The 20,899-nt window shown below is 34.0% G+C and carries 22 protein-coding genes and 1 pseudogene; 9 read left to right on the top strand and 14 right to left on the bottom strand.

The genetic code is table 11. The features are described 5' to 3' along the window. Positions 1–68: 68 nt before the first annotated feature. The 3 genes from EAG08_RS08400 (at position 69) to EAG08_RS08390 (ending at position 2,347) form a co-directional block, all read left to right on the top strand. Positions 69–1,055 (top strand): hypothetical protein, encoded by a 987-nt coding sequence (locus EAG08_RS08400; protein WP_228446833.1) that lies wholly within the window; start codon positions 69–71, stop codon positions 1,053–1,055. Between the two features lie 183 nt (positions 1,056–1,238). Further along, entirely contained in the window at positions 1,239–1,700 is a 462-nt protein-coding gene (locus EAG08_RS08395; RefSeq protein WP_185145189.1) for a hypothetical protein, read from the top strand. Positions 1,701–1,837: 137 nt separating this feature from the next. Next, on the top strand, positions 1,838–2,347 hold the full coding sequence (locus EAG08_RS08390; RefSeq protein WP_129535049.1) for a ferritin: 510 nt from the start codon (positions 1,838–1,840) through the stop codon (positions 2,345–2,347). 77 nt (positions 2,348–2,424) lie between these two features. Here EAG08_RS08390 and EAG08_RS08385 read toward each other — a convergent pair whose 3' ends face one another. Beyond that, positions 2,425–5,562 (bottom strand): UvrD-helicase domain-containing protein, encoded by a 3,138-nt coding sequence (locus EAG08_RS08385; protein WP_129535048.1) that lies wholly within the window; start codon positions 5,560–5,562, stop codon positions 2,425–2,427. 182 nt (positions 5,563–5,744) lie between these two features. Between EAG08_RS08385 and EAG08_RS21995 the strand changes: the two genes are divergently transcribed. From EAG08_RS21995 to EAG08_RS08370, 5 genes are all read left to right on the top strand, one after another. Beyond that, the gene (locus EAG08_RS21995; RefSeq protein ID WP_228446831.1) at positions 5,745–6,158 is read left to right on the top strand and encodes a carboxypeptidase-like regulatory domain-containing protein; all 414 of its coding nucleotides are present in this window, start codon (positions 5,745–5,747) and stop codon (positions 6,156–6,158) included. Between the two features lie 113 nt (positions 6,159–6,271). Beyond that, the gene (locus tag EAG08_RS21990; protein WP_228446830.1) at positions 6,272–6,490 is read left to right on the top strand and encodes a hypothetical protein; all 219 of its coding nucleotides are present in this window, start codon (positions 6,272–6,274) and stop codon (positions 6,488–6,490) included. Positions 6,491–6,496: 6 nt separating this feature from the next. After that, positions 6,497–7,303 (top strand): carboxypeptidase regulatory-like domain-containing protein, encoded by an 807-nt coding sequence (locus tag EAG08_RS08375; RefSeq protein WP_228446829.1) that lies wholly within the window; start codon positions 6,497–6,499, stop codon positions 7,301–7,303. Continuing rightward, positions 7,300–7,578: a hypothetical protein gene (locus tag EAG08_RS21985; protein WP_228446828.1), complete on the top strand. Its 279-nt coding sequence runs from the start codon at positions 7,300–7,302 to the stop codon at positions 7,576–7,578. Before EAG08_RS08375 ends, EAG08_RS21985 begins: the two co-directional genes overlap by 4 nt. Then, complete coding sequence (locus tag EAG08_RS08370; protein WP_228446827.1) at positions 7,575–8,108, top strand: hypothetical protein; 534 nt, start codon at positions 7,575–7,577, stop codon at positions 8,106–8,108. Before EAG08_RS21985 ends, EAG08_RS08370 begins: the two co-directional genes overlap by 4 nt. Before the next feature lie 15 nt (positions 8,109–8,123). Here EAG08_RS08370 and EAG08_RS08365 read toward each other — a convergent pair whose 3' ends face one another. The 5 genes from EAG08_RS08365 to EAG08_RS08345 form a co-directional block, all read right to left on the bottom strand. Beyond that, positions 8,124–8,636 carry a GNAT family N-acetyltransferase gene (locus tag EAG08_RS08365; RefSeq protein WP_129535047.1) on the bottom strand — a complete coding sequence of 171 codons (513 nt, stop codon included), beginning with the start codon at positions 8,634–8,636 and terminating at the stop codon, positions 8,124–8,126. A 2-nt stretch (positions 8,637–8,638) separates the two neighbouring features. Next, positions 8,639–8,860, bottom strand: a complete 222-nt coding sequence (locus tag EAG08_RS08360) for a PspC family transcriptional regulator (protein WP_079463842.1) — start codon at positions 8,858–8,860, stop codon at positions 8,639–8,641. Beyond that, on the bottom strand, positions 8,853–10,127 hold the full coding sequence (locus tag EAG08_RS08355) for a DUF2851 family protein (protein ID WP_129535046.1): 1,275 nt from the start codon (positions 10,125–10,127) through the stop codon (positions 8,853–8,855). Before EAG08_RS08355 ends, EAG08_RS08360 begins: the two co-directional genes overlap by 8 nt. A 178-nt stretch (positions 10,128–10,305) precedes the next feature. Next, entirely contained in the window at positions 10,306–11,454 is a 1,149-nt protein-coding gene (bshA, locus tag EAG08_RS08350; protein WP_129535045.1) for an N-acetyl-alpha-D-glucosaminyl L-malate synthase BshA, read from the bottom strand. A 51-nt stretch (positions 11,455–11,505) separates the two neighbouring features. Next, positions 11,506–13,239 (bottom strand): glycoside hydrolase family 3 protein, encoded by a 1,734-nt coding sequence (locus EAG08_RS08345; RefSeq protein ID WP_129535044.1) that lies wholly within the window; start codon positions 13,237–13,239, stop codon positions 11,506–11,508. A gap of 116 nt (positions 13,240–13,355) precedes the next feature. On the opposite strand from EAG08_RS08345, the gene EAG08_RS08340 reads away from it, so the two are divergent. Beyond that, on the top strand, positions 13,356–13,883 hold the full coding sequence (locus EAG08_RS08340; RefSeq protein WP_129535043.1) for a hypothetical protein: 528 nt from the start codon (positions 13,356–13,358) through the stop codon (positions 13,881–13,883). A gap of 79 nt (positions 13,884–13,962) precedes the next feature. Here EAG08_RS08340 and ribA read toward each other — a convergent pair whose 3' ends face one another. From ribA to EAG08_RS08300, 8 genes and pseudogenes are all read right to left on the bottom strand, one after another. Continuing rightward, positions 13,963–14,556 (bottom strand): GTP cyclohydrolase II, encoded by a 594-nt coding sequence (gene ribA, locus EAG08_RS08335; protein ID WP_129535042.1) that lies wholly within the window; start codon positions 14,554–14,556, stop codon positions 13,963–13,965. An 11-nt stretch (positions 14,557–14,567) separates the two neighbouring features. Then, positions 14,568–15,029, bottom strand: coding sequence for a hypothetical protein (locus tag EAG08_RS08330; RefSeq protein ID WP_129535041.1), 462 nt, complete (start codon positions 15,027–15,029; stop codon positions 14,568–14,570). Beyond that, positions 15,026–15,637: a DUF4254 domain-containing protein gene (locus EAG08_RS08325; protein ID WP_129535040.1), complete on the bottom strand. Its 612-nt coding sequence runs from the start codon at positions 15,635–15,637 to the stop codon at positions 15,026–15,028. Before EAG08_RS08325 ends, EAG08_RS08330 begins: the two co-directional genes overlap by 4 nt. A 15-nt stretch (positions 15,638–15,652) precedes the next feature. Continuing rightward, on the bottom strand, positions 15,653–15,868 hold the full coding sequence (locus tag EAG08_RS08320; protein WP_129535039.1) for a twin-arginine translocase TatA/TatE family subunit: 216 nt from the start codon (positions 15,866–15,868) through the stop codon (positions 15,653–15,655). Between the two features lie 27 nt (positions 15,869–15,895). After that, positions 15,896–17,448 (bottom strand): annotated as a pseudogene (locus EAG08_RS08315) (peptidoglycan DD-metalloendopeptidase family protein). After that, positions 17,445–18,290, bottom strand: coding sequence for a DUF4292 domain-containing protein (locus tag EAG08_RS08310; protein ID WP_129535038.1), 846 nt, complete (start codon positions 18,288–18,290; stop codon positions 17,445–17,447). The pseudogene EAG08_RS08315 and the gene EAG08_RS08310 overlap by 4 nt, the downstream one beginning before the upstream one ends. A gap of 88 nt (positions 18,291–18,378) precedes the next feature. After that, positions 18,379–19,398 carry a sugar phosphate nucleotidyltransferase gene (locus EAG08_RS08305; protein ID WP_129535037.1) on the bottom strand — a complete coding sequence of 340 codons (1,020 nt, stop codon included), beginning with the start codon at positions 19,396–19,398 and terminating at the stop codon, positions 18,379–18,381. A 22-nt stretch (positions 19,399–19,420) separates the two neighbouring features. After that, positions 19,421–20,875: a lipopolysaccharide biosynthesis protein gene (locus tag EAG08_RS08300; protein ID WP_129535036.1), complete on the bottom strand. Its 1,455-nt coding sequence runs from the start codon at positions 20,873–20,875 to the stop codon at positions 19,421–19,423. Positions 20,876–20,899 lie beyond the last annotated feature (24 nt).

Here is a 20,899-nt window from a genome sequence, read left to right as displayed (position 1 = left end):
TCCAAAAGACAAGAATGAGAGTTCTGAACAATTAACCAATTAATGCTTATAGAAATGAAAAAATACTTTTGGGATTTGCTTTGACTTTAGCGACTTTGTCGTTTGCTCAGCAATATCCAAACAACGGATACAATGATGGTTACGGAAATAATGACGGATATTACTCTGATCAGGATGATCAAAACTATTTCCCGGACGATTATTATTACAATTATCCTCAGGATTATTATCCTCAAGATTATTATCAGAGTCAGTACAGCGATTATAGAAACAGTATTGTCAATATTAATTGGAATGTTTTCTTCCAGCAAAATAGATTAAACCGTTGGCAAATTGATCAGATTTTATATTTGAACAACCTGTACTCAAGCTTTTCCGGATGGAATAATTTTTACAGATATAACCCGGACAGATGGTATTATGACAGATTCTATGCCATGGAAAGAATTTTAGGACCAAGAGTGTTTGTAGTTTTCCAAAACAATTATTACCACAGACAAAGTCCGATTGTTTATTTCCAAAACTATAGAAGAACGTATTATTCACCGAGGTTTAGGGTAATGCCAAGATACAGAAATGTAAATATTAATGTTTACAGAGTTGACAGAAATAGTTTCAGAAGAAATGATAATCCTACCTTGAATGTGGTTAGAAACTCAGGATTCAGAGATGGAAATAACAATAATTCCGGTGGATTCAGAAACCAAAATAATGCAGTGAGAGGAAATAATGGAAATAGTGGTGGTTTCAGAAATTCTGATAATGGAGTTCGAGGTAATAACAGCGTAAGAGGTAATAACGGAAATGGTGGAGTGAGAGGAAACGAAAATGCCGGCGGTGGATTTAGAAATAATAATAAATCCGAAGCGAGTACACCGAGAGCTGCTGAACCGAGAAGGTCTGAAAATAATGGTACAAGAGGAAACGGAGGATTCAGATCTCAGCAAAGAATCGAAAGTGCCAGCCCAAGACAAAATAGCACACCAAGACAACAAAATAGTGGAGGTGAAGGAAGGAGTTCAGGTGGATTCAGAAACAGCTTAGTCAGAAATTAGTTTTCATATATTATATTTGAGTGGTGTGGAGATTGGGTTTTATTACCTAATCTCCTTTTATTTAATATAAATTATAAAAATATTAATATTAAAGTTTAACATTTTTTATGAATTACTCATTTAACTTTACTTAAAAATGCATATCAAACAGATATAACGAACCAATTAATTAATTTAAAACAAATGAAAAAATTAGTATTAGCAATAGCGTTTATCGGAATGGGAAGTTTTGCAATGGCTCAACAGGTTCCTCAGGATAAAAAAATAAGCAGAGAGGAAATGAAGCAGAAGATGCAGCAAAAAGAGCAGGAAAGAATGGCTGAAATGCAGAAAGAGCTGAATTTAAATCAAAGTCAAATTGCTCAAATCAAAGGTCTTCATGAAAAAAGAAAAGCTGAAATGAAGAATGACTTCGAAAAAAATAAAGAGCAGAGACAAGCGAGAATGGAACAGATGAAGGCAAAAAGACAGCAGATGGATAATGATATGAAAAAGATTCTTTCGCCGGAACAATATGATAAATGGCAAGCCGGAAAAAAAGCAAAAATGGAAGAAAGAAGAGCGATGATGAAAGAAAAAGGTTTTAAGGGTGATAGAAAAATGAGACATGGTTTGAAACCAGCACCTCAAGCCCAAGTAAACTGATAGTTTATAATTTTGATTTTTTAATGTTAGAGGGTGGAAGCAATTCCATCCTTTTTTGTATTCAATCTAAATCTAAATTTGGCTGAAAACTTTTCAATTCGCCTTATAATGCGTAATTTTGAGTATAAATTTTTATTATGGTAAGCGAAAAAATAGCACAGTTAATAAACGAACAAATAGCTCACGAGCAATATGCTGCTCAATATTATCTTTCAATGTCTGCATGGTTTTCTGCAAAAGATCTTGATGGAATTGCCAATTACTTCAGAGTTCAATGTAAAGAAGAATTGATGCATGCAGATAAAATGTTTGATTTTCTAAACGATGTAGGAGGTCAAATCATCATTGGTGAAATTGCAAAACCACCTTATGAATTTAATGATGCAGTTGATATTTTTGAAAAAGCTCTAGAGCATGAAAAAAAAGTAACAAAGAGTATTTTTAATATCGTAAAAAATGCAAATGATGAGGGAGATTTCGCAACAACTTCTTTCTTACAATGGTTCATCAACGAGCAAGTGGAAGAGGAAGCGAGTGCATCTCAGTATGTAACCAAAATTAAAATGGTTTGTGATAATCCATCAGCTTTATATCTATTTGATCAAGAGCTGTCACAGAGAGTTTTTGTACCAGATACGAAGGCTTAGTTTATTTAGGAATATAAAATAGTATCGGCGGCACCAAAGGTGCCGCCGATACTTTGTAAGGTAATTTGGAAATCAGGTTACAAATAAATCAACTGCGTCTTCAAAACTTTCATTCCCAAACTCTCCAGTACAGCTTTATACGTTTCAATCTGTTTTTCATTCTTTTCAGATTCTTGCCCGGTTTTAAAATCTACAATAATACAACCTTCGTCGCCTTTTAAGATACGGTCTGGACGGTAAATCTTACTGATTCCTCTTTCGGAAATCATGATGTCTTTTTCGTTAATCACTTCCCATTTTTCATCAAAAAATTCAGAATGTTTTGTGATAATTTCTTTTAAAGCGAGGTGAATATCTTCCTTTTCCTCTAAAGTAATCTGACCTTCCAAAGTGTAAGCTTCTAATACTTTTTCGATGTCTTTTTCAGTATTTATTTTAGATAATAATTCGTGGACAAAAATTCCGGTTCGCACTTTTTTATTTCTTTCCTGGTAGGTTTTCGAAGGCGTCGCAATTTTGATAGAAGTGCTTTTTTCGTGCTTGCTACTCAGATTCTCTATGTCTTTGGTTTTGTAAGATGAAGTTTTGTGTTTGGTGTGTTTTACCAGCATTTCAGGTTTTGTTTCATACAAATCAAACTCATCCAAATTTTCAACATTTTTAGATTGAATAAATTCTAAAATCTCGAGGTTATTTGAGGTTTTATTGGCTTTTTGAAGATAAAAGAAAAGTTGTTCCACAGGTCTTGTGGTCGCAACATATTGTAGGCAAAGTCGGTCTACGAAATTTTTGTAGGAATTGATTTGGTTAAATTTTTCAATTTCAGGGTCGTAGGCTTCAAGATTTTTATTAAACTGATTAATGTTCACTGACTTCAGGGCTTCATCGTCGTCGGTATCAAACCAATTATTAAACTGACTGTCAGAGTTTTTGTTTTCCAAAGGAATAAAAACCACCGGAAATTCCAGACCTTTCGCTTTATGAATGGTCATAATCTGAATAGCATCAATATTTTCAGATGCCTGAATGGTGTGTTTTGAGGCTTCTTCGTCCCAGTATTTCAAAAATTCTTTCGTACTTGCACCTGCATTTTGAGTGAAATTGAAAAGCATTTCAAGGAAATTTAAAAGGAAGTCTGTTTCCTTATTTTCAACAGCAAATTCGTTAATGTAGTATTCAACAAAATTGTAGAGATTAAATTTCGGGAAGTTATCCTGTTTCAGTTTTAAAGCATATTTGTTTTGAATAAATTCTAAAATTTCTTCATGAGTATTGATCCCAAGAATTTCTTTAATATCTAAACTGAAATCTGTCATCGTAATTCTGCCCAAACGGTTCAGATAAAACATCAGCATGATCAAATGAGGTTTGTTTTTCGGATTGGTTTCCCATCTCAAAAACTGAATGACCGCCTGCAGAGTATTTGATAATTCTAACGTTAAACCTTTGTCGGAAATAGTTTTGATATTCGTTTCTTCACCTCTATAGTTTACTTTTAAATTACCTAATTTCTGAGAATAACTGAAAATGTCAAAGTTACCACGGCATAAAATCGTGATGTCTGAAAATCTAAATCCGTTGTCAAGACATTCCTGAATATCTTTCTGCATTTTCTCAGAAACATCATTGTAAAAATCTTCTTTTGTAAGGTTTTCAATTAAACTAACTTTTACGCGACCCTCGATTTTAGATTTTGAATTCTGCTCAGCATCAACTCCAAAAATATTTTTATGCTCTTCTTCTAAATCGATTGAGTGAAATTGATAAAGCTCATTATTAAACTGAACGATATTCTTCGCACTTCGCCAATTGTCCTTTAAGACCAATAATTCAGCTTCTTTAGGAGAAATTTCTTTTTTATTGATAATATCAAGCATTAATTTACTTTCTCCCCCTCTGAAACGGTAAATACTCTGTTTCGGGTCGCCAACCAATGTGAATGAAGTATTTTCTGTAGAAACACTGTGATCTCTCAACGGCATGAAATTCTGCCACTGGAGTTCTGATGTATCCTGAAATTCATCAAAGAAATAATGCTGAAACTGCGAACCTACTTTTTCATAAATAAAAGCTGACGGTTCATTCTTTAGATTTTCGTTGATGAGGATGTTAAATTTAGAAAGAAGAACCAAATCATTTTCGTCCTCAATTTTTTTCAATTCATCCTGAATGTCTTTATTAACTTTTAAAGGAAGCAAAGCTGAAAGAATTTTCTCCTTTTTCTGAGTTTCAATAAATAAAAGGATCAACTGCATTCTGTTTTCCAAAAGCTGCTCGAGAATTTCAAAAATCTCGGACTCTTTATGTTTTGATTTTGCTGCCGCTCCTTTTTGAATATTGTTTAAAGCACTTTCTTCATTTGTTGGAAAAGGAAATCCAGGTCTTTTTTTGCTATAGAAATCTATAATTTTAGTGAAAAACCCGCCAATCCCATTTTTGCCTTGAGAAAAATCTTCAACTTCAATATTTTTTGATTTGAAAAGTTCGATAGACTGTGTTGCAATTTCTACTGAACGTTTTTTATTGGTGACAATTTCTTTTCGAAGCGTATTTTTAATGTCTTCGTATTTGCTGTCATCGAAACTCTTATTGTTTTTAAGATGCTCGTAATGAATATCTTTTACAAATTCTTTTGCAGAATCGTAAAGGTTTTTATTTAAATTAATTCGCTCATTATTCTCAAGACTATAATCCACATAATCCATAAAGGAATTTGAAATGCTGTCGTTTTCTCCAATCTGGTCGAGCATTTTGTCAACTGCTTCAATCAGAAATGGTTCTGCGTCAATTTCAAGATTAAAATTTTTAGCTAAGCCTAATTCATAAGAAAAGCTTCGGACCAACCGAGAGTTGAAACGGTCAATAGTCCCGATATTTAATGTTGAATAATTATGAAGAACGTAATCGAGCAATTTTTTTGATCTGAAATGAAGTTCATCAATCGTAATTTTTATGCCTTCACTTTCAAAAGCGGTCTGAATATTTTTTAAATCTGCATTATCAGCATAATTGTCTGCGGTAAAATTTCCCAACCACGACAAAATTCTTTCTTTCATCTCATTCGCTGCTTTGTTGGTGAACGTCAACGCCAAAATATTGCGAATAGAATGCTGCTGATTGGGATATCGCAGACAAATCATCAGAAGCCGCTGCACGAGTGCATAGGTTTTCCCGGAGCCAGCAGAGGCATTGATGACCGTGTAAGAATTGTTCATGTTTTGCAGAGATTGAGTCTGCAATTTAATTAAAATATAAATGAAATTTTAACAATTAAAGATTGGTTTTTAACAGTTTCAAAAAGAAAAATTCAAAAAATAATACTAAAAGCGTTAACGGTGGTTAAACTTCTGAAATTCAACAAAAATTACTTTAGTTTTGCCCTATAAAACAATAATCTGTGAAATTAAAATTACTCTTTATTCTATCCTTATTTTTCTTTGTCAGCATCAATGCTCAGGAATATATTTTTGGGAAGGTAATTTCTGAAGAAAATATAGAAATGCCTGACGTTACGGTTATCAACATAAGAACAGATGAACGCGTGGAAACCAATCGAGACGGACATTTTATGATCTCGGGAAGACAAGGCGATAATCTACGTTTCATCAAAATCGGTTATGACAGAGTCAATGCAAGTGTTACCAAAGAAAATATTGCTTCACCCATCAATATTAAGTTGACAAGATCTGCACAACTGATTGATGAAGTTGAAATTAAAAAAGCTTTGACCGGTGATTTGAAAATCGATACGAAGACGTTAAACCCTCCAAGAAAGGTTGAGAAACTGAAAAAGATCTGGCGATTTACATAAAGCAAAAATCTGACCCGAGAATTCTTGCTGCAAGACCCGGCGAGTTTGTACAGCCGAAAGGACAAGGCTTTGCAATCGGGAAAGTTAAAGATAAATGGGACGATATCGATTTTATGAAGTATTTGGTAAGTGCTTTGGGTTATGAGTATTTCAATGATTTAAAAATAGAAAATTCCCAGGTTCAACATTTCATTAGCTATGTATTGGCTGGCGGTTTTGAACGAAGAAGTATTTTAAAATACGGTTTTGTCAGTGATGCCGATTTGATGAGATTTCAAAGAGCCGTTTTAACGAGGATTTTATCTTATAAAACGCCACTAACACAAAAATAGAAGGTGATGAAATCATATTTTTTTAAAATATTTTTTTTGATTCTTATTTTCTTTGTTCTTAGTAATTTGTTTTCACAACAGAAAATTTCAGGCAAAATAATCAGCGAAAATGATATGGTGATCACTCAAGTTTTGGTGGTCAATATTTCTAATGATAAAAAAACGTATAGTGATGCTGCTGGAAATTTTGAAATTGAAGCTTGTTTAAATGACGAAATCAGATTTTCAAAAGCGGGTTATGAAAGAGCTGCAAAACGTATTTTTGATTATAATTCCTCATTAAATGTTGTTCTAATTAGAATCCCGGAAGAGATAAAAGAAGTTGAAATTTTGAATCTTACAGGAGATTTAAATAAAGATTCGAAAAGGCTTGCGAAAGAAGACAAGGTTGCAAAACTTCAGGAAAATATAGGACTTCCAAAACCTCCTGAAAAGCCAAGAGAAGTTCCTGCAGAATTAAAAAAAGTTCTCATAGCAGCAGCTTTCGGATCTGTAAATGTGCAGGCAGTCTATGATTTAATCAGTGGTAAAGCAAGAAAGCAGAAAAGATGGTACAAATATGAAGATGTACAAGATAAGATCAGCTGGATTCGTAAGAGGATTGATGATGAGTATTTTGTAGATTCTGAGATTCCGGCAGAAAGAATTTCTGAGTTTTTAGAATTTAGTTTTATTATTAAGCCTGACGTAGAATCAGCTGTTAAAAATAAAAACCTGTCAAGAGCAATGTTGGGTATAGAAACGGTGATTCCCATATATGTTGAAAGACTGAAAAACAGTACGACAAATCAATTAAAATCTTCCACCAAGTGAAAACCATTTTTATCAAGAGCATTATCACCGCTTTTTCTCTTACCGTTACTCAAATATTCGGGCAGCAAAAAGTGTCCGGCAAAATTACGGATGATCAGGATGTGAATTTGAATGCTGTTTTAGTTTTAAATGTTACTAAAAATATCCGTTCAACAAGTGATGTTTCAGGAAATTTCACGATTGAAGCTGATGAAAATGATGAAGTACGATTTATAAAAGAAAGTTATTACCGAACGGATAAAATGATCAAAAAGAGAGTTTTAATAATCAAATGAATGTTGTTCTTTTGAGAGCTGAAACTTTAATTCCCGAAGTGAAAATTGAATACAAACCGAGCGGTAATTTGGAAAGAGATAATAAACATATGAGTGATTCGAGGAAAGTAGCGAAGTTGAAATCCTCAATGGAAGAATATATAAAAGCTCCTATGTCGGTTCCAATTCCGAAGAATGAAGTTCCAAAAACATTTCAAGGTCACGATTTTAATGCAGGGCAGGTTAATGTGATTAAAGTGATCGGCGAAGCGGTACGTTTAATCAAAAAAGCATCGGCTCCTAAAATTACTGCACCAACTTTTGGTGAAACGCAGGATTTTTTAAGTAGAGTGAAAAAAGAAATCGACCTAACTTTTCTTACAAAATATGGTATGAATGAAGAAGGAATCGACCATTTTCTCTACTACGCCGAGCGAGTAAATCATCTTTCAAAAAGATTCAGAAAAACCTTCAAACCTTTAGAAATAGAATATGAATTAAAAACTGCATTTGTAGAATATTCTAAGCTGAATAAATTAAGCGGAGAGTAGCAAAGTCAATCGCAATTAATGATAAACAACATCATAAATTTCATCTTTCACTTCATCAAGATTTTCCGGATGATAGTTGGATAATAGCCACAGCTCAAGCGGTTTTTTACCTTCACCATAACTTGGCTGAATGTACATCTCGTCAATCAGATGAAAACCGTTTCTCTGGTAAAAAGAAAACCGTCGTTTAGAATCTTCATTCAAATGTTCAGGTTCAATTTCCAGAACAATTCTCGGATGATTTTTAAATAAATAATCTGTGATATGCGAACCGAGTTTTTGATTTCTGAACTCCACAAAAACCTCAAAATGTTCTACGAACACATGATTCTTCAGTTCCCAAAGTACGAGATAACCAATGTTTTCAGATTCATGTAAAACAGAAATTACTTTCACTTGCGGGTGCTCAAACAAACGCACAAACTTGTACCAATCTCGTCTTTCATCTTCAGGGAAACTAGAAGCATAAGAGTCGTAAATCTGCTTTATGCGGTAATCGTCAGGTGAAGTAATCTGTAAAAATTCCATAATTATAAATCAAAAACACTAGGTCTTCTCGTGATGAAAATATCTTTGATCCAAAGCGTGAAAGCTAATCCGAGGTAGATTAAAAAGAAAAATCCTGCAGTTGCAAAAGTAGAGTAGATAAAGAAAATCCGCAGTTTAGAAACAGGAATTCCCAGCTTGGCGCCCATTCTTGTGAGTACCCCAAACCATTCTCTTTCCATCTTGTGACGCAGGTTATCAAACATGATTGCTTTCTTTTAAAATTTTAAATCCGATGCTGCAATTTAAGCAATTTTTTGGTGTGCAGTAATTTTTGTAATGATAAATCAAACTTTGCGTCTGCAGCGCATTTTTCATCTTTAGCCCTAAATTTTTCCAGCCATCAACAATTGAATTTTTTTCTGCCGAAAGTTCTTTGTAAAACGCCAGAATCTCTTCAGCGATTTCTTCGTTGTGGTATTTGTGATAAGTGTATTTTAAAGGTAAAATGCTGTTGAGAATAATCAACTCAATGAAGTCTTTAGTTAAAACTTTCGGTTGGCTAACAGTTGAAACTTTCCCAAAATTAAAATGATTGTCCCAATAATCAGAAGCCTTTACATCTTTAAATATATGCATCAATTCATCAGTGTTCTTAGCATTGATGATTTTTGAAAATAAATTTTGATGCTGATGATAAAGGTCTGCCAATTGCGATAAACGAAGGGTAGGGAAGTTGGGTGGTCTTAATCTTAAAAATTTGGGACGAATACTCAGGTCAGAAATGTCGAATTTAGCTTTTAGGAAATCAAATTCTCTTTTCCAGATTTTCATTTGTTCATCTTCAGGTTTTTCAAGCCAGCCTGAAATCCCAAAAAGCAAGGCTTCAACCTGATTTTTGTTCTGACGAATTTTATTGAAAACGTTGAAATCTATACTTTCAGCAATTTGTTTAAATAGATGCGCATTTACTTTTAATCCAAAAGAATAAGCGAGGCTGTAAAATAAGACTGCTTCATAGTTGTTTTTATGAATTTCAAGATCTTTTTCAAGTTCGGCAGATTTCTCTTCAAGTTTCTGTAATAAACTTTCTTCATGAAAATGAACCGGAATTTTATCAGGGTTAAATAGATCTTCACAGGCAATAAACTGACTTTCTTTCAACAGTTTCTCATACTTCCCGAAAATACTTTCATCAATATGGTTTCTCAATTCTAATGTAGGGATATTCTTTTTACTGAGTTCATCAATGTCTACGTCATTTTGAAAAACAACATGCAGAATGATATTCTCGTAATTCGGGTCTTTAGAATGCTGGTGGAAAATCCAGTCGGAAGATCGTACGTGTAACTCTATATTTCCTGCTAATATGACGTTGTTGATCTTGATTTTAGCCATCAGAAAATCCGGTCCGGAATCTTTGTTCCACTTCCCAAAATCTACTATTTCAATAGGGTTTCCGTCTAAATCTGTGAAGTTATAATGAGTGAATACTTTGAAATTCCAAAGATATTGTAATAATTTTTCGTTCATCGGTGGTGTTTTGTGTTACCACTAATTTAAGAAAAATTTGAATTTGAAAAGTTGATTAAAATGAAATACGTGAAAATTATTTCTTTTCCGGAAGCATTAGTGAGCGTTTTAGAAAAGTTTAAGTTCAAAAAAAATCAGAGCAATTGCCCTGATTTTTATTTTATATTTTAATGAAGATTTAAACTTTTGCCGTTTCCTTCACAAAATTTGCAATCGTCGTTTTATACATTTCCTCGTAAATAGGAAGGATATTTTTCAGGTCAAATTTAATCGCCTGCTCCTTTGCGTTGATTTTCATTTGAGCTAATAATTCTTCGTTGCTGAGAAGTTTAATCGTGTAATTACTCATGGCTTCTACGTTTCCGATTTCCGCTAAAAATCCTGTCTCGCCCTGAATGTTTACTTCCGGAATTCCACCGGCGTTTGAACTGATAACAGGCGTGTATGCTGCCATCGCTTCCAAAGCTGCCAAACCGAAACTTTCCTGTTCAGAAGGAAGTAAGAATACGTCAGACAGTTGTAAAATTCTGTAAAGATCATTCACTTTGCCTAAAAGACGGATTTTAGAAATCAATTCCGGATTCTCTTCTAAGAAAGAATTCACCTTTTCCATGTCTGGACCTTCACCGATGATGATCAATTTAGATTTAACCTTCTTTTCAACGCTTTTAAATATTTGCAGTACTTCTTCCACACGCTTTACCGGTCTTAAGTTGGAAACGTGAATAAGAATTTTCTCGTCCGGACTCGCAAATTGAGTTCTCTGGCATTCATTCAATTCATCAAACTCAGAATTGTCGATGAAATTGGTGATCACCTGAATTTCTTTTTTAATATTAAAAAACTGCAGGGTATCTTTTTTCAGACTTTCAGAAACGGAAGTAATCGCATCTGACTGGTTGATAGAAAATTCTACCGCATGTTTATAACTTGGGTGTTGTCCAACCAAAGTAATGTCTGTCCCGTGAAGTGTCGTCACCAAAGGAATGTCGTTATTGTCTTCTTTCAGCATTTGCTTTGCCGTAAACGCTGCATAAGCGTAAGGAATAGCATAATGTGCGTGAAGCAAATCTAATTTGTAAAGATTCACCACACGGTAAATCATTGAGCTCAATGCAATATCATAAGGCTGATATTGGAAAAGCGGATAAGTCTGAACATTGACTTTATGAAAGAAAATATTTGGGTTGGTGATATCTAATCTTGCAGGAAGTGCCGAACTGATGAAGTGTACCTCATAGCCTTTGTTGGCAAGAGACATCCCGAGTTCTGTTGCCACGATTCCGCTTCCGCCGTATGTTGGGTAGCAAAGTATGCCTATTTTCATCTGTTTATTTTATTTTTTGGTTGTCAGATGGAACGCTTTAAACGTTTATCTTTAATTATTTTGATGTGGTGAATTCTGTTGATTTGAAAACTGTGGAGCTTCTAAAGTGATACCCATTCCGGCTTTCAGTTGATCATTGACTAAAACCGGAAGTCTTCCTGAGATTTTTGTTTTTCCGTTGATAGCGTTTGCTGTTGCGGTCATCGAATCATCATTGTTTTCGTAAGATACCAAAACAGTAGAAACTTTAGATAAATCTATATCCTTTAAAGCATAAGCACTTCCAAAAACATTGAGAATCACATTTTGATTTTTAGCTAAATCTTCCAAAACCTTTTTAGATTCCGCTGAAATTTTATATGGTTTGTAAGCCGTCGAATTATCTTTATGAAAACCAACAATCACAGTAGAATTTGCAGGAATTGTTTTTATTTCCGAAGCTTTTTTAATGATAACTGTTGAATTTAAATTGAGCTGATCTGCAAAAGTCTGATAAGGTGCTTCTTCCAAAGGAACGTAGTAACAAGTGTTTTTGCAGTTTAGAGAGAGTAATTTTTTTTCGTCTTTTATTAAAGTTAAAGCATTTGCGTAAAGATTCTGAACCAATATTTTGTGAGAATCATTGTTAATGTCTAAGTTGACGTTCTCAGGATTTTTTGGAGTGTATTGATTTAAGCCTAAAAAATATTTAGTCAGTAGAATTTTCTTTACACTTTCTTCCACTCTTGCCTGAGGAATTTCACCATTGTCAATAGCTTTCTGAATGAGTTTTTTACCTTCAGCAACTCCTTGTGAGAAAAGCATGATGTCGTTTCCGGCTTTGAAAGCTAATGCATCTAATTCGCCTGGTTTATATTTGTTGGCAACTGCTCCCATATTTAAAGCATCAGTAATAATTAAACCTTTATATCCGAATTTCTCTTTCAGTAAACCTGTGATGATATTTTTTGAAACCGATGCAGGAATCCCTTTTCCTGATTCTAAGCTTGGAACGTAAAGATGCGCAACCATCACACCGCCAATTCCTTTATCCATCAAAGCTTTAAAAGGTGCTAATTCTATTGAGCTTAATCTTTCTAAATTGTGTGAAACCACCGGAAGATCAAGGTGTGAATCGGTATTCGTATCACCATGCCCCGGAAAATGCTTAATTGCGGCTAAAATATTATTGTCCTGCAAACCATTAGAATAGGAGAGTGCTGATTGGGTAACATTAGAAACTTCTGAACCGAAGCTTCTGTTTCCGATAATCGGATTGTTGGGGTTGGTATTGACATCTACAACCGGAGCGAAATCCCAATTGATACCCATTCTTTTGCAGTCTTCAGCGATTTTTGCTGCCATCTGATAAATCAGATTTTTGTCCTGAATAGCTCCCAAAGTCATCGCCCAAGGAAATTTATGTGCTGTTGCAATTCTCTGGTAGACTCCCCATTCAGCATCCATCCCAATCATCAAAGGGATTTTAGATTTTTGCTGAAATTCATTCACTAAATTGATTTCCCTTGCGGCATCATCCTGCATCAGAATTAATCCTCCAATTTTATCATTGGTGACAATGTTTCTAACCTGATTGATATGGTTTTCATCTTTATTGGTGTACAATGCAACAATAAATAACTGTCCTAGTTTTTCGTCCTGAGAAAGCAAATTGTAGGTTTTATCAACCCATTGTTGGGCTTTCTTTTGATCTGACAGAGATGTGTTTTTCGGCTGATATTGTGCTGAAACTTGTGAATTGATAAACAGTAAAATGAAGAGTAATTGAAAAGCTACTTTGTTCATGATTTTTGAATAAGAACAAAAATACAACTAAAAAAAACAGCAGAAACAAAGTTTTTTCGTTTTTTGGTATATGTTTTGATTCGGAGTAATTAATAATAATATTAAATTTAAAAATAATGAGAAAATTTCTTCCAATTCTTACACTGGCTCTAGCTAGTTTCTTTATATATAGCTGTGATAATAATGATGATGAAGTGATTCAGACTGTAGATAATGATACATATTCTGGGGTATTCGAAATCTCCAGAAGTTTCCAATATAACAGCTCTTCCGATCAGCATTTTATCAATCAGTCAATTAGCCAATATGGAATGTTAGATTCTGATGTTGCATTAGTATATAGATTAAAAGGCTTGTCAGGGAGTAACAAAATTTGGGAACAGATTCCTAAAACCATTTATCTTAATAATGGTGAAGAATTAGATTATGATTTTGACTTTACAAAAAATGATATTCAAATTTACCTAAGTGGTACTTATAACGTTACAACAACACCGGAATTTTATAATAACCAAACATTTAGAATTGTTCTTGTACCAGCAGGATTTCTTAAAAGTTCAAACCCTTCTGTAGATTATAGTGATTATAACGCTGTTGTCAAATACTATAACATTGATGATTCAAAAGTAACAACAATAAAATAGAATCTTTTCAGTTTTTTATAATTAAAAAAGCTCTGGAAGTAATTCCAGAGCTTTGCTTTTTTATCTAAATGAAATTGATTTAATCTTGTTCATCCAAAAGATGCCCGAAGTAGTCTTTCTTTGTCTGTAAATATTCTCTGCTGGAATCGTTCGCTGGAATCTGTAAAGGAATTCTTGAATTGAGATTGATATTACTTTGTTCTACAAACTTTACCTTTTCAGGATTGTTTGTTAAAAGATTGATGTTTTTTACGTCGAGAATATTTAAAATATCAATAGCTACTGAGAAGTTTCTGTCATCAGCCGGCAATCCTAATTTTAAATTTGCTTCAACGGTATCGAAACCTTTTTCCTGAAGCGAATAAGCTTTCAATTTATTGATGATGCCTATGTTTCTTCCTTCCTGACGCAGATAAACAATGATTCCTCCGTTTTCGTGGGTGTATTTCATTGCTGCATCCAATTGCTGTCCGCATTCGCATTTTTGTGAGTGAAAAACTTCACCTGTGATACATTCAGAATGGAAACGTACATTGATAGGTTTTGAAAAATCTGTATGCTCGGCTATAATTGCCATGTGAGGCATCCAATCACTTGATTCTTCCGAAAAAGCTATCATTCGGAAATTCCCGTGATCTGTAGGGACATTAGCTTCCGCCTGAATTTTAATCATTTAATTGTAAGTTATTTTTTACTGTTTATCGAGTCTTCAATAAAAGTAACATTGGTTTTTAATCTTACCAAATATCTGTTGAGAACTGCATCTTCATCTTTTGCAAGATAAAATCTTAGCTTCTGAATTTTTTTATAAGATTTTTCTAAACTTTTAAGGGTTTTATTTTTTCCGGAAGTATTACCTGCGTCAATCGCGTATAAATAATTCTGTAAAGAATATTTTAAAGTATTTATTTCCTCGTTCAATGCTGTATTCTTAAATTTTGGAAAAGTAGCAATCAGATTAGAAATTTCTGCAGCATTTACATTTTCGTTAATGTTGATAGAAAAACTGCTGCTCGCTCCGGCCTCTGCTTCCGCTTTTTTTGCTTCACTGTAAAAACTGGTCGACAACGGAGAAACATTGGGCTTTTCTGTGGCACAGGAAATAATAATTATTAATAGTAATCCGAAAAAATATAGTCGTTTCATTTTTGCTCCTTTTGATAAAGGATTGGGTTAAGACTTTCATCATTGTACATTTTCATTTGTTTGTACACTTTCATCTTAACATCACCGTTCTCAATATCAGTAAGCAATTGACTTATTGAAGTAGTTAAATCTTGTTTCTGGTCCAAAAGCACATCGAGCTTTTCTTGACAATTTGCGCGATGTTCTTCAGAAGCTGATTCTCTATGAGCTTCCAACGACATATGATAAACTTTCAGCGAAAGAATAGATAGTCTGTCAACTGCCCAAGCGGGAGTTTCAGTATTTATCTTCGCATCAGTTTTTGGAGTAATATTTTTGTATTTATCAAGAAACCAACTGTCTATGTACTCAACCAAATCTGTTCTCTTCTGATTAGAAGCGTCGATTGTTCTCTTAAGTTGAAGTGCATGTACGGGATCTATGTTTTCATCTCTGATAATATCTTCCAAATGCCATTGAACGGTATCAATCCAATTTTTAGCATACAAAATTCGTTCCAAACTATCAGTAGGATACGTATTATTAATAGGAGTTTCTATATTATCTAAAACATGGTAGTCTTCAATTGATGTATTGAAGATTTTCCAAGCGGTGTCAGTAAAATTCATTTTAACTGAAAAATATTAGTTGCTGGTATTGTTTGTTGTGTTCGAAGTAGGATTTTCAGTTTTAGTTACTGGTTTTTCGTCTTCTTTCACAGAGTCTTTAAATTCTTTAATACCTGAACCCAAACCTCTCATCATTTCCGGAATTTTTTTTCCTCCGAAAAGAATTAAAAGGATAATTGCTACAATCAGTAGGTGTTGCCAAGATAATGACAGTATTGTTAATGTGTACATGTCTAAAATTTTTACAAAGTTAATATTTTAATTTGAAACCCAACCTAACGGATCTACTGGTGTATCTCCTCTCCAAATCTGGAAATCTAAGGTAAATGATCCATCAAAATCCTGAGCGACAGTGCCTAAAGTAGTTCCTGCAGAAACTTGCTGACCTTTCGAAACTGTATTGCTGCTAAGGTTTGAATAAATAGAGAAATAATCTCCGTGTTTTATCAAAACTGTTTTTGTTCCATCCGCTGCCGGCATTACCTGAGAAACCGTTCCCGGGAAGATTGCTTTTGCGCTAGTTCCTTTTGCTACAGAAATTTTAATTCCGTTATTTTCTTCCACGATATTTTTAAATACCGGGTGAGGTTGTCTGCCGAAACGGTGGGTGATTGTACCGTAGGCAGGCATTGCTAGTCTTCCTTTATTTGCTGCAAAGCTATTTCCCGCTGATGTAGAAACACCATAATTAGTCATCGCTTTGGTTTCGGCAGCTTTTTTATCGTCATCTGTTTTTTTCTCTAATGCAGCTTCGGCAGCTTTTGCAGCGACTAATTTGTTAGCAGCTTCTCTTGATTTTAGAGCGGCATCATCTGAAGCTTTTTTAGCAGCAATTTTTCTTGCTTCATCTTTTGCACTTGCTTCACTTCTTGCAGCTTCTTCATTTCTTTTTCTCTCGTCTTCGGCTCTTTTTGCTGCAAACTCTGCTGCCTTTTTAGCTTCAACTTCGGCTAATTTTCTTTCTCTCTCTAAGGCTTCGGCTCTTGCTTTGTTCTCAGCGTCAATTCTGGCTTTTTCTCTGTCAGAAGCTATTTTTGCTAAACGAATTTTTTCTGCTTCAGCTTTTTTCTAGATTCTTCTTCAGCCTTTGCTCTACGAATTTCTTCAGCAATAATTGATCGTATTTGTCCTTCAAGAGCTTTAGACTGAGTTTGCTTTTGTTTTAATTCGCCAGCAAGTTTGCTTTCATTTTTCTTAAACTCATTTACCAGCTGCTCTTTCTGCTTTCTCTCAACACTGATGGTTGTTAAATCTTTTTGCTGATTAACTAAAAGATTTTCTTTTTCAACTGCAGATCGTCTCTTTTTCTCAACTGATTTTTTCAGCTCAACTGCTGCATTAGTGATTTCTGCAGCTTTTTTGTCTTGATAATCAGAATATTGTTTCAAATATTGTACTCTCCTCATCGCTTCACCAAAACCTTTAGATGAAAGGATGAAAGTTACTTTATTCTGAACGCCTTTATTCTTGTAAGCATTAACCAGAACCTGAGCGTAGTTTTTTCTTAAAACTGCCAATTCGCGATTCTGTCTATTGATCTCAAGTTGGCGAAGATAAATTTCATCTTCTATAAATCTTTTCTCTTTCTGAGTATTGTTAAAAACCTTCTCTCTTAAAGCTAATTTTTGATTAACGCTTGTGAGATAAGATATGGAGAGTTTAGACTCATTTCTTGTTTTTGCTAAATCAGTATTTATTTTTGCAATTTGTTTTTTAAGCTCGGCATTTTGTTGCTGTAATTGCTCTTTCTTTTGCCCAAAGTGCAACGAGAACAGCAGAATTCCTATTAAAAAGCTAAATTTTTTAATCATTTAATCTCAATTTTCTTATAATTGGCTGGAACTGAATAAGGTGTTTCCATTTTAGTGAAGCCAAATTTCGTGTTTTCCAATAAAATCTGACTCGTTTTTGAACCTTTTATAATTATTTTAACACTTTGCGGCAATTTGAGATTATTGTCAAAAGTCTCCCATTGATCATATACGATTTCAACTGCGTCATCGGATTTCACATCCTGCAATTTAACGTAAATTAAATTATAATCATTTGAATATCTCATATTGATCTTATACTCACGCTCAACGTCATTAGTGACAATCTTTTGATTTACAATGGATGCCAATTGATATCCGTCTTCATTTTTTGTAATACTAGAATTTCTGTTGCTTACCAAAAGAAAAGTACGTCCCAAAAGGATTTTCTCTAAAGTTTTGTAATCGATAAAGTTGATATTCAGTAAATTATTTAAATAATCAAAATCAGAATCAATATAATTTTTATTGTATTTGTCAACAGCTTTTATACCTTCTGGTGTTATGATTGCTCTCGCTGCATTGAAGAATAAGAAGTTGATATTTGACCATATTTTTTTATCACTTTCAATATAAATTGTAGCATCAAGAGGGCTCACTCTGATATTATCTGCCGTGATTTTACTGTTGATTTTTATCTGATCAAATTTTGGATGTATATAAATGTTTTCGTAAAAAGTCAATCGGTCTGAAATGTTTTTTCCTTCATCAATTTTATCTTTATCGTCTAAATTTTCTATTTTGATGCTGTCATTTTCAGAATCGTTCTGCATAGCGTTTTTCTTGGTTTTACATGAAAGTATAACCATTGTTGCCAACAATAACGTGATCCATTTTTTCATAAATTCTTTATATAAATACTTTACAATATTAACGCCAAACCACACAAAACATTTTGTGTGGTTTGAAGTCAATTTATTTTTTATAAAATTAATCTTTATTTAGGAAATCCAGAACAGAATAATCACCTAAAGAAATTTCTCTTGAAACCCCAAAATACTGCGCAGAATTTCCAATCATTGAATTTGAAAGGTTTCCGTGGTTGATTTTTGTGTTTTCCTGAATCAGAGAATTTTCAATATTTGAATTGATAATTACTGTATTGTTTCCAACAGAAACTCCGGGACCAATTTTTGAATTTAAAATTTTCACATTTTCACCGATAAAGCAAGGCTGAATAATCAGAGAATTCTCAATTGTAGCTGTAGCGGTGAAGTGAGACATTTCTTCCCTTTCGTAAGCTAAAATCTTACTGTTTGTTTCTACGGTAGCGTTTTTGTTTCCACAATCCATCCAGTCATCTACTTTTCCAAGAGTGAATTTTGCGCCTTTCTGACGAAGATTTTCTAATGCAGTTGTCAGCTGATATTCTCCACTCACTTTGATGTCGTTATCCATGATGTGATTGATCTCGTCCATCAGTTTTTCTCCAGAGTTGAAGTAGTAAATTCCAATAATGGCAAGGTCTGAAACGAAAGTCTGAGGTTTCTCAATAAAATCTGTGATGAAACCGTAGTCATCCAATTTTACAACTCCAAAAGCCGAAGGATCTTCTACTTTTTTAACCCAAATTACACCGTCAGAGTTAGTATCTAGAGTAAAATCTGCTCTGAAAAGCGTGTCAGCAAAAGCTACAACCACATTTCCCGTCATTGATTGCTCTGCACATTTGATTGCGTGAGCCGTTCCCAAAGCTTCTTCCTGATGATAAATACTTCCTTTCGCACCTAATCTTTCAGCAATTTGAAGAAGAGACTTTTCAACTTCATCGCCAAAATCCCCGATAATGAAAGCAACTTCTTCTATCACCTCTCCTGCAACTTTAGCAATGTCTTCTACCAATCTTTGTACGATAGGTTTTCCTGCGATAGGAATTAATGGTTTTGGAACCGTTAATGTATGTGGACGTAATCTGGAACCACGCCCAGCCATAGGAACAATTATTTTCATTTGATATTGTATAGTTTAAATTTTATGATTTTCTGAGTATTTTGTTGATCATCGTTCTTTCGTTGTACATCAAAAATGCGATGAAGAAGATGAACATTCCGTTTCCTATAAAATAATTATATCTGAAATAGTAAAACGAGACCATCGAAATGGTAATCGAAAGGGTTAGATAGACTGCTATTTTTTTAACGTTATAGTGAATAGGATATTGTATTTTCCCCCAAATATAGGAAATAACCATCATACTTGTATAGGTAATCAGTGCTGCGAAAGCACTTGCCCAATAGCCATATTTCGGAATAAATGTAAAGTTGATGACGATCGTAATTGCAGCTCCGATTAATGAAATGTACAAGCCAACTCTAGTTTGGTCAGATAATTTGTACCAAATAGAAAGATTGAGATAAATTCCTAAAAATAATGCACCGAGCATCACAAAAGGAATAATTTCAATACCTTCAAAATAAAGTGGGTTTCCTAGGTATTTTTCAGAAATCCATTGGAGGTTCACCATCAATCCGATGTAGATGAGGCAGTTGCATATCACAAATACATCCATCAAAACTGCGTAAGTTTTGTGATTGTTTTTATCTTTAAAACTTGAGAAAAAATAAGGTTCAATACCCAATTGATACGCCTGTCGGAAAACTGTGATGAATGTTGCGATTTTATATACACCACCATAAACACCAATCTGATGTTTGGCTTCTTCTTTTGGAAGTAAATATTTTAAAAACTGTCGGTCTAAAGTCTGGTTGATTACTCCGGCCAATCCTGCAACCATTACCGGCCACGAATAACTCATGATTCTTTTCCAAAGTATAAAATCAAACTTTCTGAAACTGAAGTTTACAAATTCTTTCCCTACTATGGCTAAAGTAATAATACTCTGAACCAAGTTGGCAATGAAAACATATCCTACACCGATTTGAGGATCATATTTTAAACCTAAAATTCCGTTAGGGTAATGAGGAAGCCATTTGATGAAAAATACAATCAGAAAATAATAAACCAATGATCCGGCAACTTTTGAAATGGTATATAAAACAGGTTTTCCTTCTAATCTTAAAACTGCTGAAGGAATTGTTGCAAAAGCATCAAATGAAAGAATGAATAGGAAAATAACAAGATAATTAACCTGATCAGGAGTTTCAAAAGCATTCGCAAGTTCCTGCCTGAAAACGTATCCTAGAATAAGATAAATTAAACCGATTCCTAAAATACTCAATGCTGTAGTAGACACCAAAGTTTTTTTATCAATATCGCCTTCCTGAGCAAAACGGAAAAAAGAAGTTTCCATTCCGTGGGTCAAAAAAACCGTGATAACTCCGGCAATCGAATACCAATCTACGAAAGGTGACGATGCTGAAGGTCCGAATGCATTGGTCACGATGGGTGCAATCAGGAAAGGAAAGATCCTCACCAAAACCGAACTCAGTCCGTACACAGCGGTTTGCCCAAATAATTTCTTGTACAAATTAATTTTTTTAAAGTGCAAATG

Origin of the sequence: Chryseobacterium sp. 3008163 (assembly GCF_003669035.1) — a bacterium.
In the GTDB taxonomy this organism is placed as follows: Bacteria; Bacteroidota; Bacteroidia; order Flavobacteriales; family Weeksellaceae; genus Chryseobacterium.
Note: the sequence above shows the minus strand (reverse complement) of the source record. Positions and strands in the feature narration are given on the sequence as shown.

Excerpts from the sequence above, each read along its gene's own strand:
- EAG08_RS08395 (WP_185145189.1), top strand. The coding sequence starts at position 1,239 with ATGAAAAAATTAGTATTAGCAATAGCGTTTATCGGAATGGGAAGTTTT.
- EAG08_RS08390 (WP_129535049.1), top strand. The coding sequence starts at position 1,838 with ATGGTAAGCGAAAAAATAGCACAGTTAATAAACGAACAAATAGCTCAC.
- EAG08_RS08385 (WP_129535048.1), bottom strand. The coding sequence starts at position 5,562 with ATGAACAATTCTTACACGGTCATCAATGCCTCTGCTGGCTCCGGGAAA.
- EAG08_RS21990 (WP_228446830.1), top strand. The coding sequence starts at position 6,272 with ATGAAGTATTTGGTAAGTGCTTTGGGTTATGAGTATTTCAATGATTTA.
- EAG08_RS08375 (WP_228446829.1), top strand. The coding sequence starts at position 6,497 with ATGAAATCATATTTTTTTAAAATATTTTTTTTGATTCTTATTTTCTTT.
- EAG08_RS08370 (WP_228446827.1), top strand. The coding sequence starts at position 7,575 with ATGAATGTTGTTCTTTTGAGAGCTGAAACTTTAATTCCCGAAGTGAAA.
- EAG08_RS08365 (WP_129535047.1), bottom strand. The coding sequence starts at position 8,636 with ATGGAATTTTTACAGATTACTTCACCTGACGATTACCGCATAAAGCAG.
- EAG08_RS08360 (WP_079463842.1), bottom strand. The coding sequence starts at position 8,860 with ATGTTTGATAACCTGCGTCACAAGATGGAAAGAGAATGGTTTGGGGTA.
- EAG08_RS08355 (WP_129535046.1), bottom strand. The coding sequence starts at position 10,127 with ATGAACGAAAAATTATTACAATATCTTTGGAATTTCAAAGTATTCACT.
- bshA (WP_129535045.1), bottom strand. The coding sequence starts at position 11,454 with ATGAAAATAGGCATACTTTGCTACCCAACATACGGCGGAAGCGGAATC.
- EAG08_RS08345 (WP_129535044.1), bottom strand. The coding sequence starts at position 13,239 with ATGAACAAAGTAGCTTTTCAATTACTCTTCATTTTACTGTTTATCAAT.
- EAG08_RS08340 (WP_129535043.1), top strand. The coding sequence starts at position 13,356 with ATGAGAAAATTTCTTCCAATTCTTACACTGGCTCTAGCTAGTTTCTTT.
- ribA (WP_129535042.1), bottom strand. The coding sequence starts at position 14,556 with ATGATTAAAATTCAGGCGGAAGCTAATGTCCCTACAGATCACGGGAAT.
- EAG08_RS08330 (WP_129535041.1), bottom strand. The coding sequence starts at position 15,029 with ATGAAACGACTATATTTTTTCGGATTACTATTAATAATTATTATTTCC.
- EAG08_RS08325 (WP_129535040.1), bottom strand. The coding sequence starts at position 15,637 with ATGAATTTTACTGACACCGCTTGGAAAATCTTCAATACATCAATTGAA.
- EAG08_RS08320 (WP_129535039.1), bottom strand. The coding sequence starts at position 15,868 with ATGTACACATTAACAATACTGTCATTATCTTGGCAACACCTACTGATT.
- EAG08_RS08310 (WP_129535038.1), bottom strand. The coding sequence starts at position 18,290 with ATGAAAAAATGGATCACGTTATTGTTGGCAACAATGGTTATACTTTCA.
- EAG08_RS08305 (WP_129535037.1), bottom strand. The coding sequence starts at position 19,398 with ATGAAAATAATTGTTCCTATGGCTGGGCGTGGTTCCAGATTACGTCCA.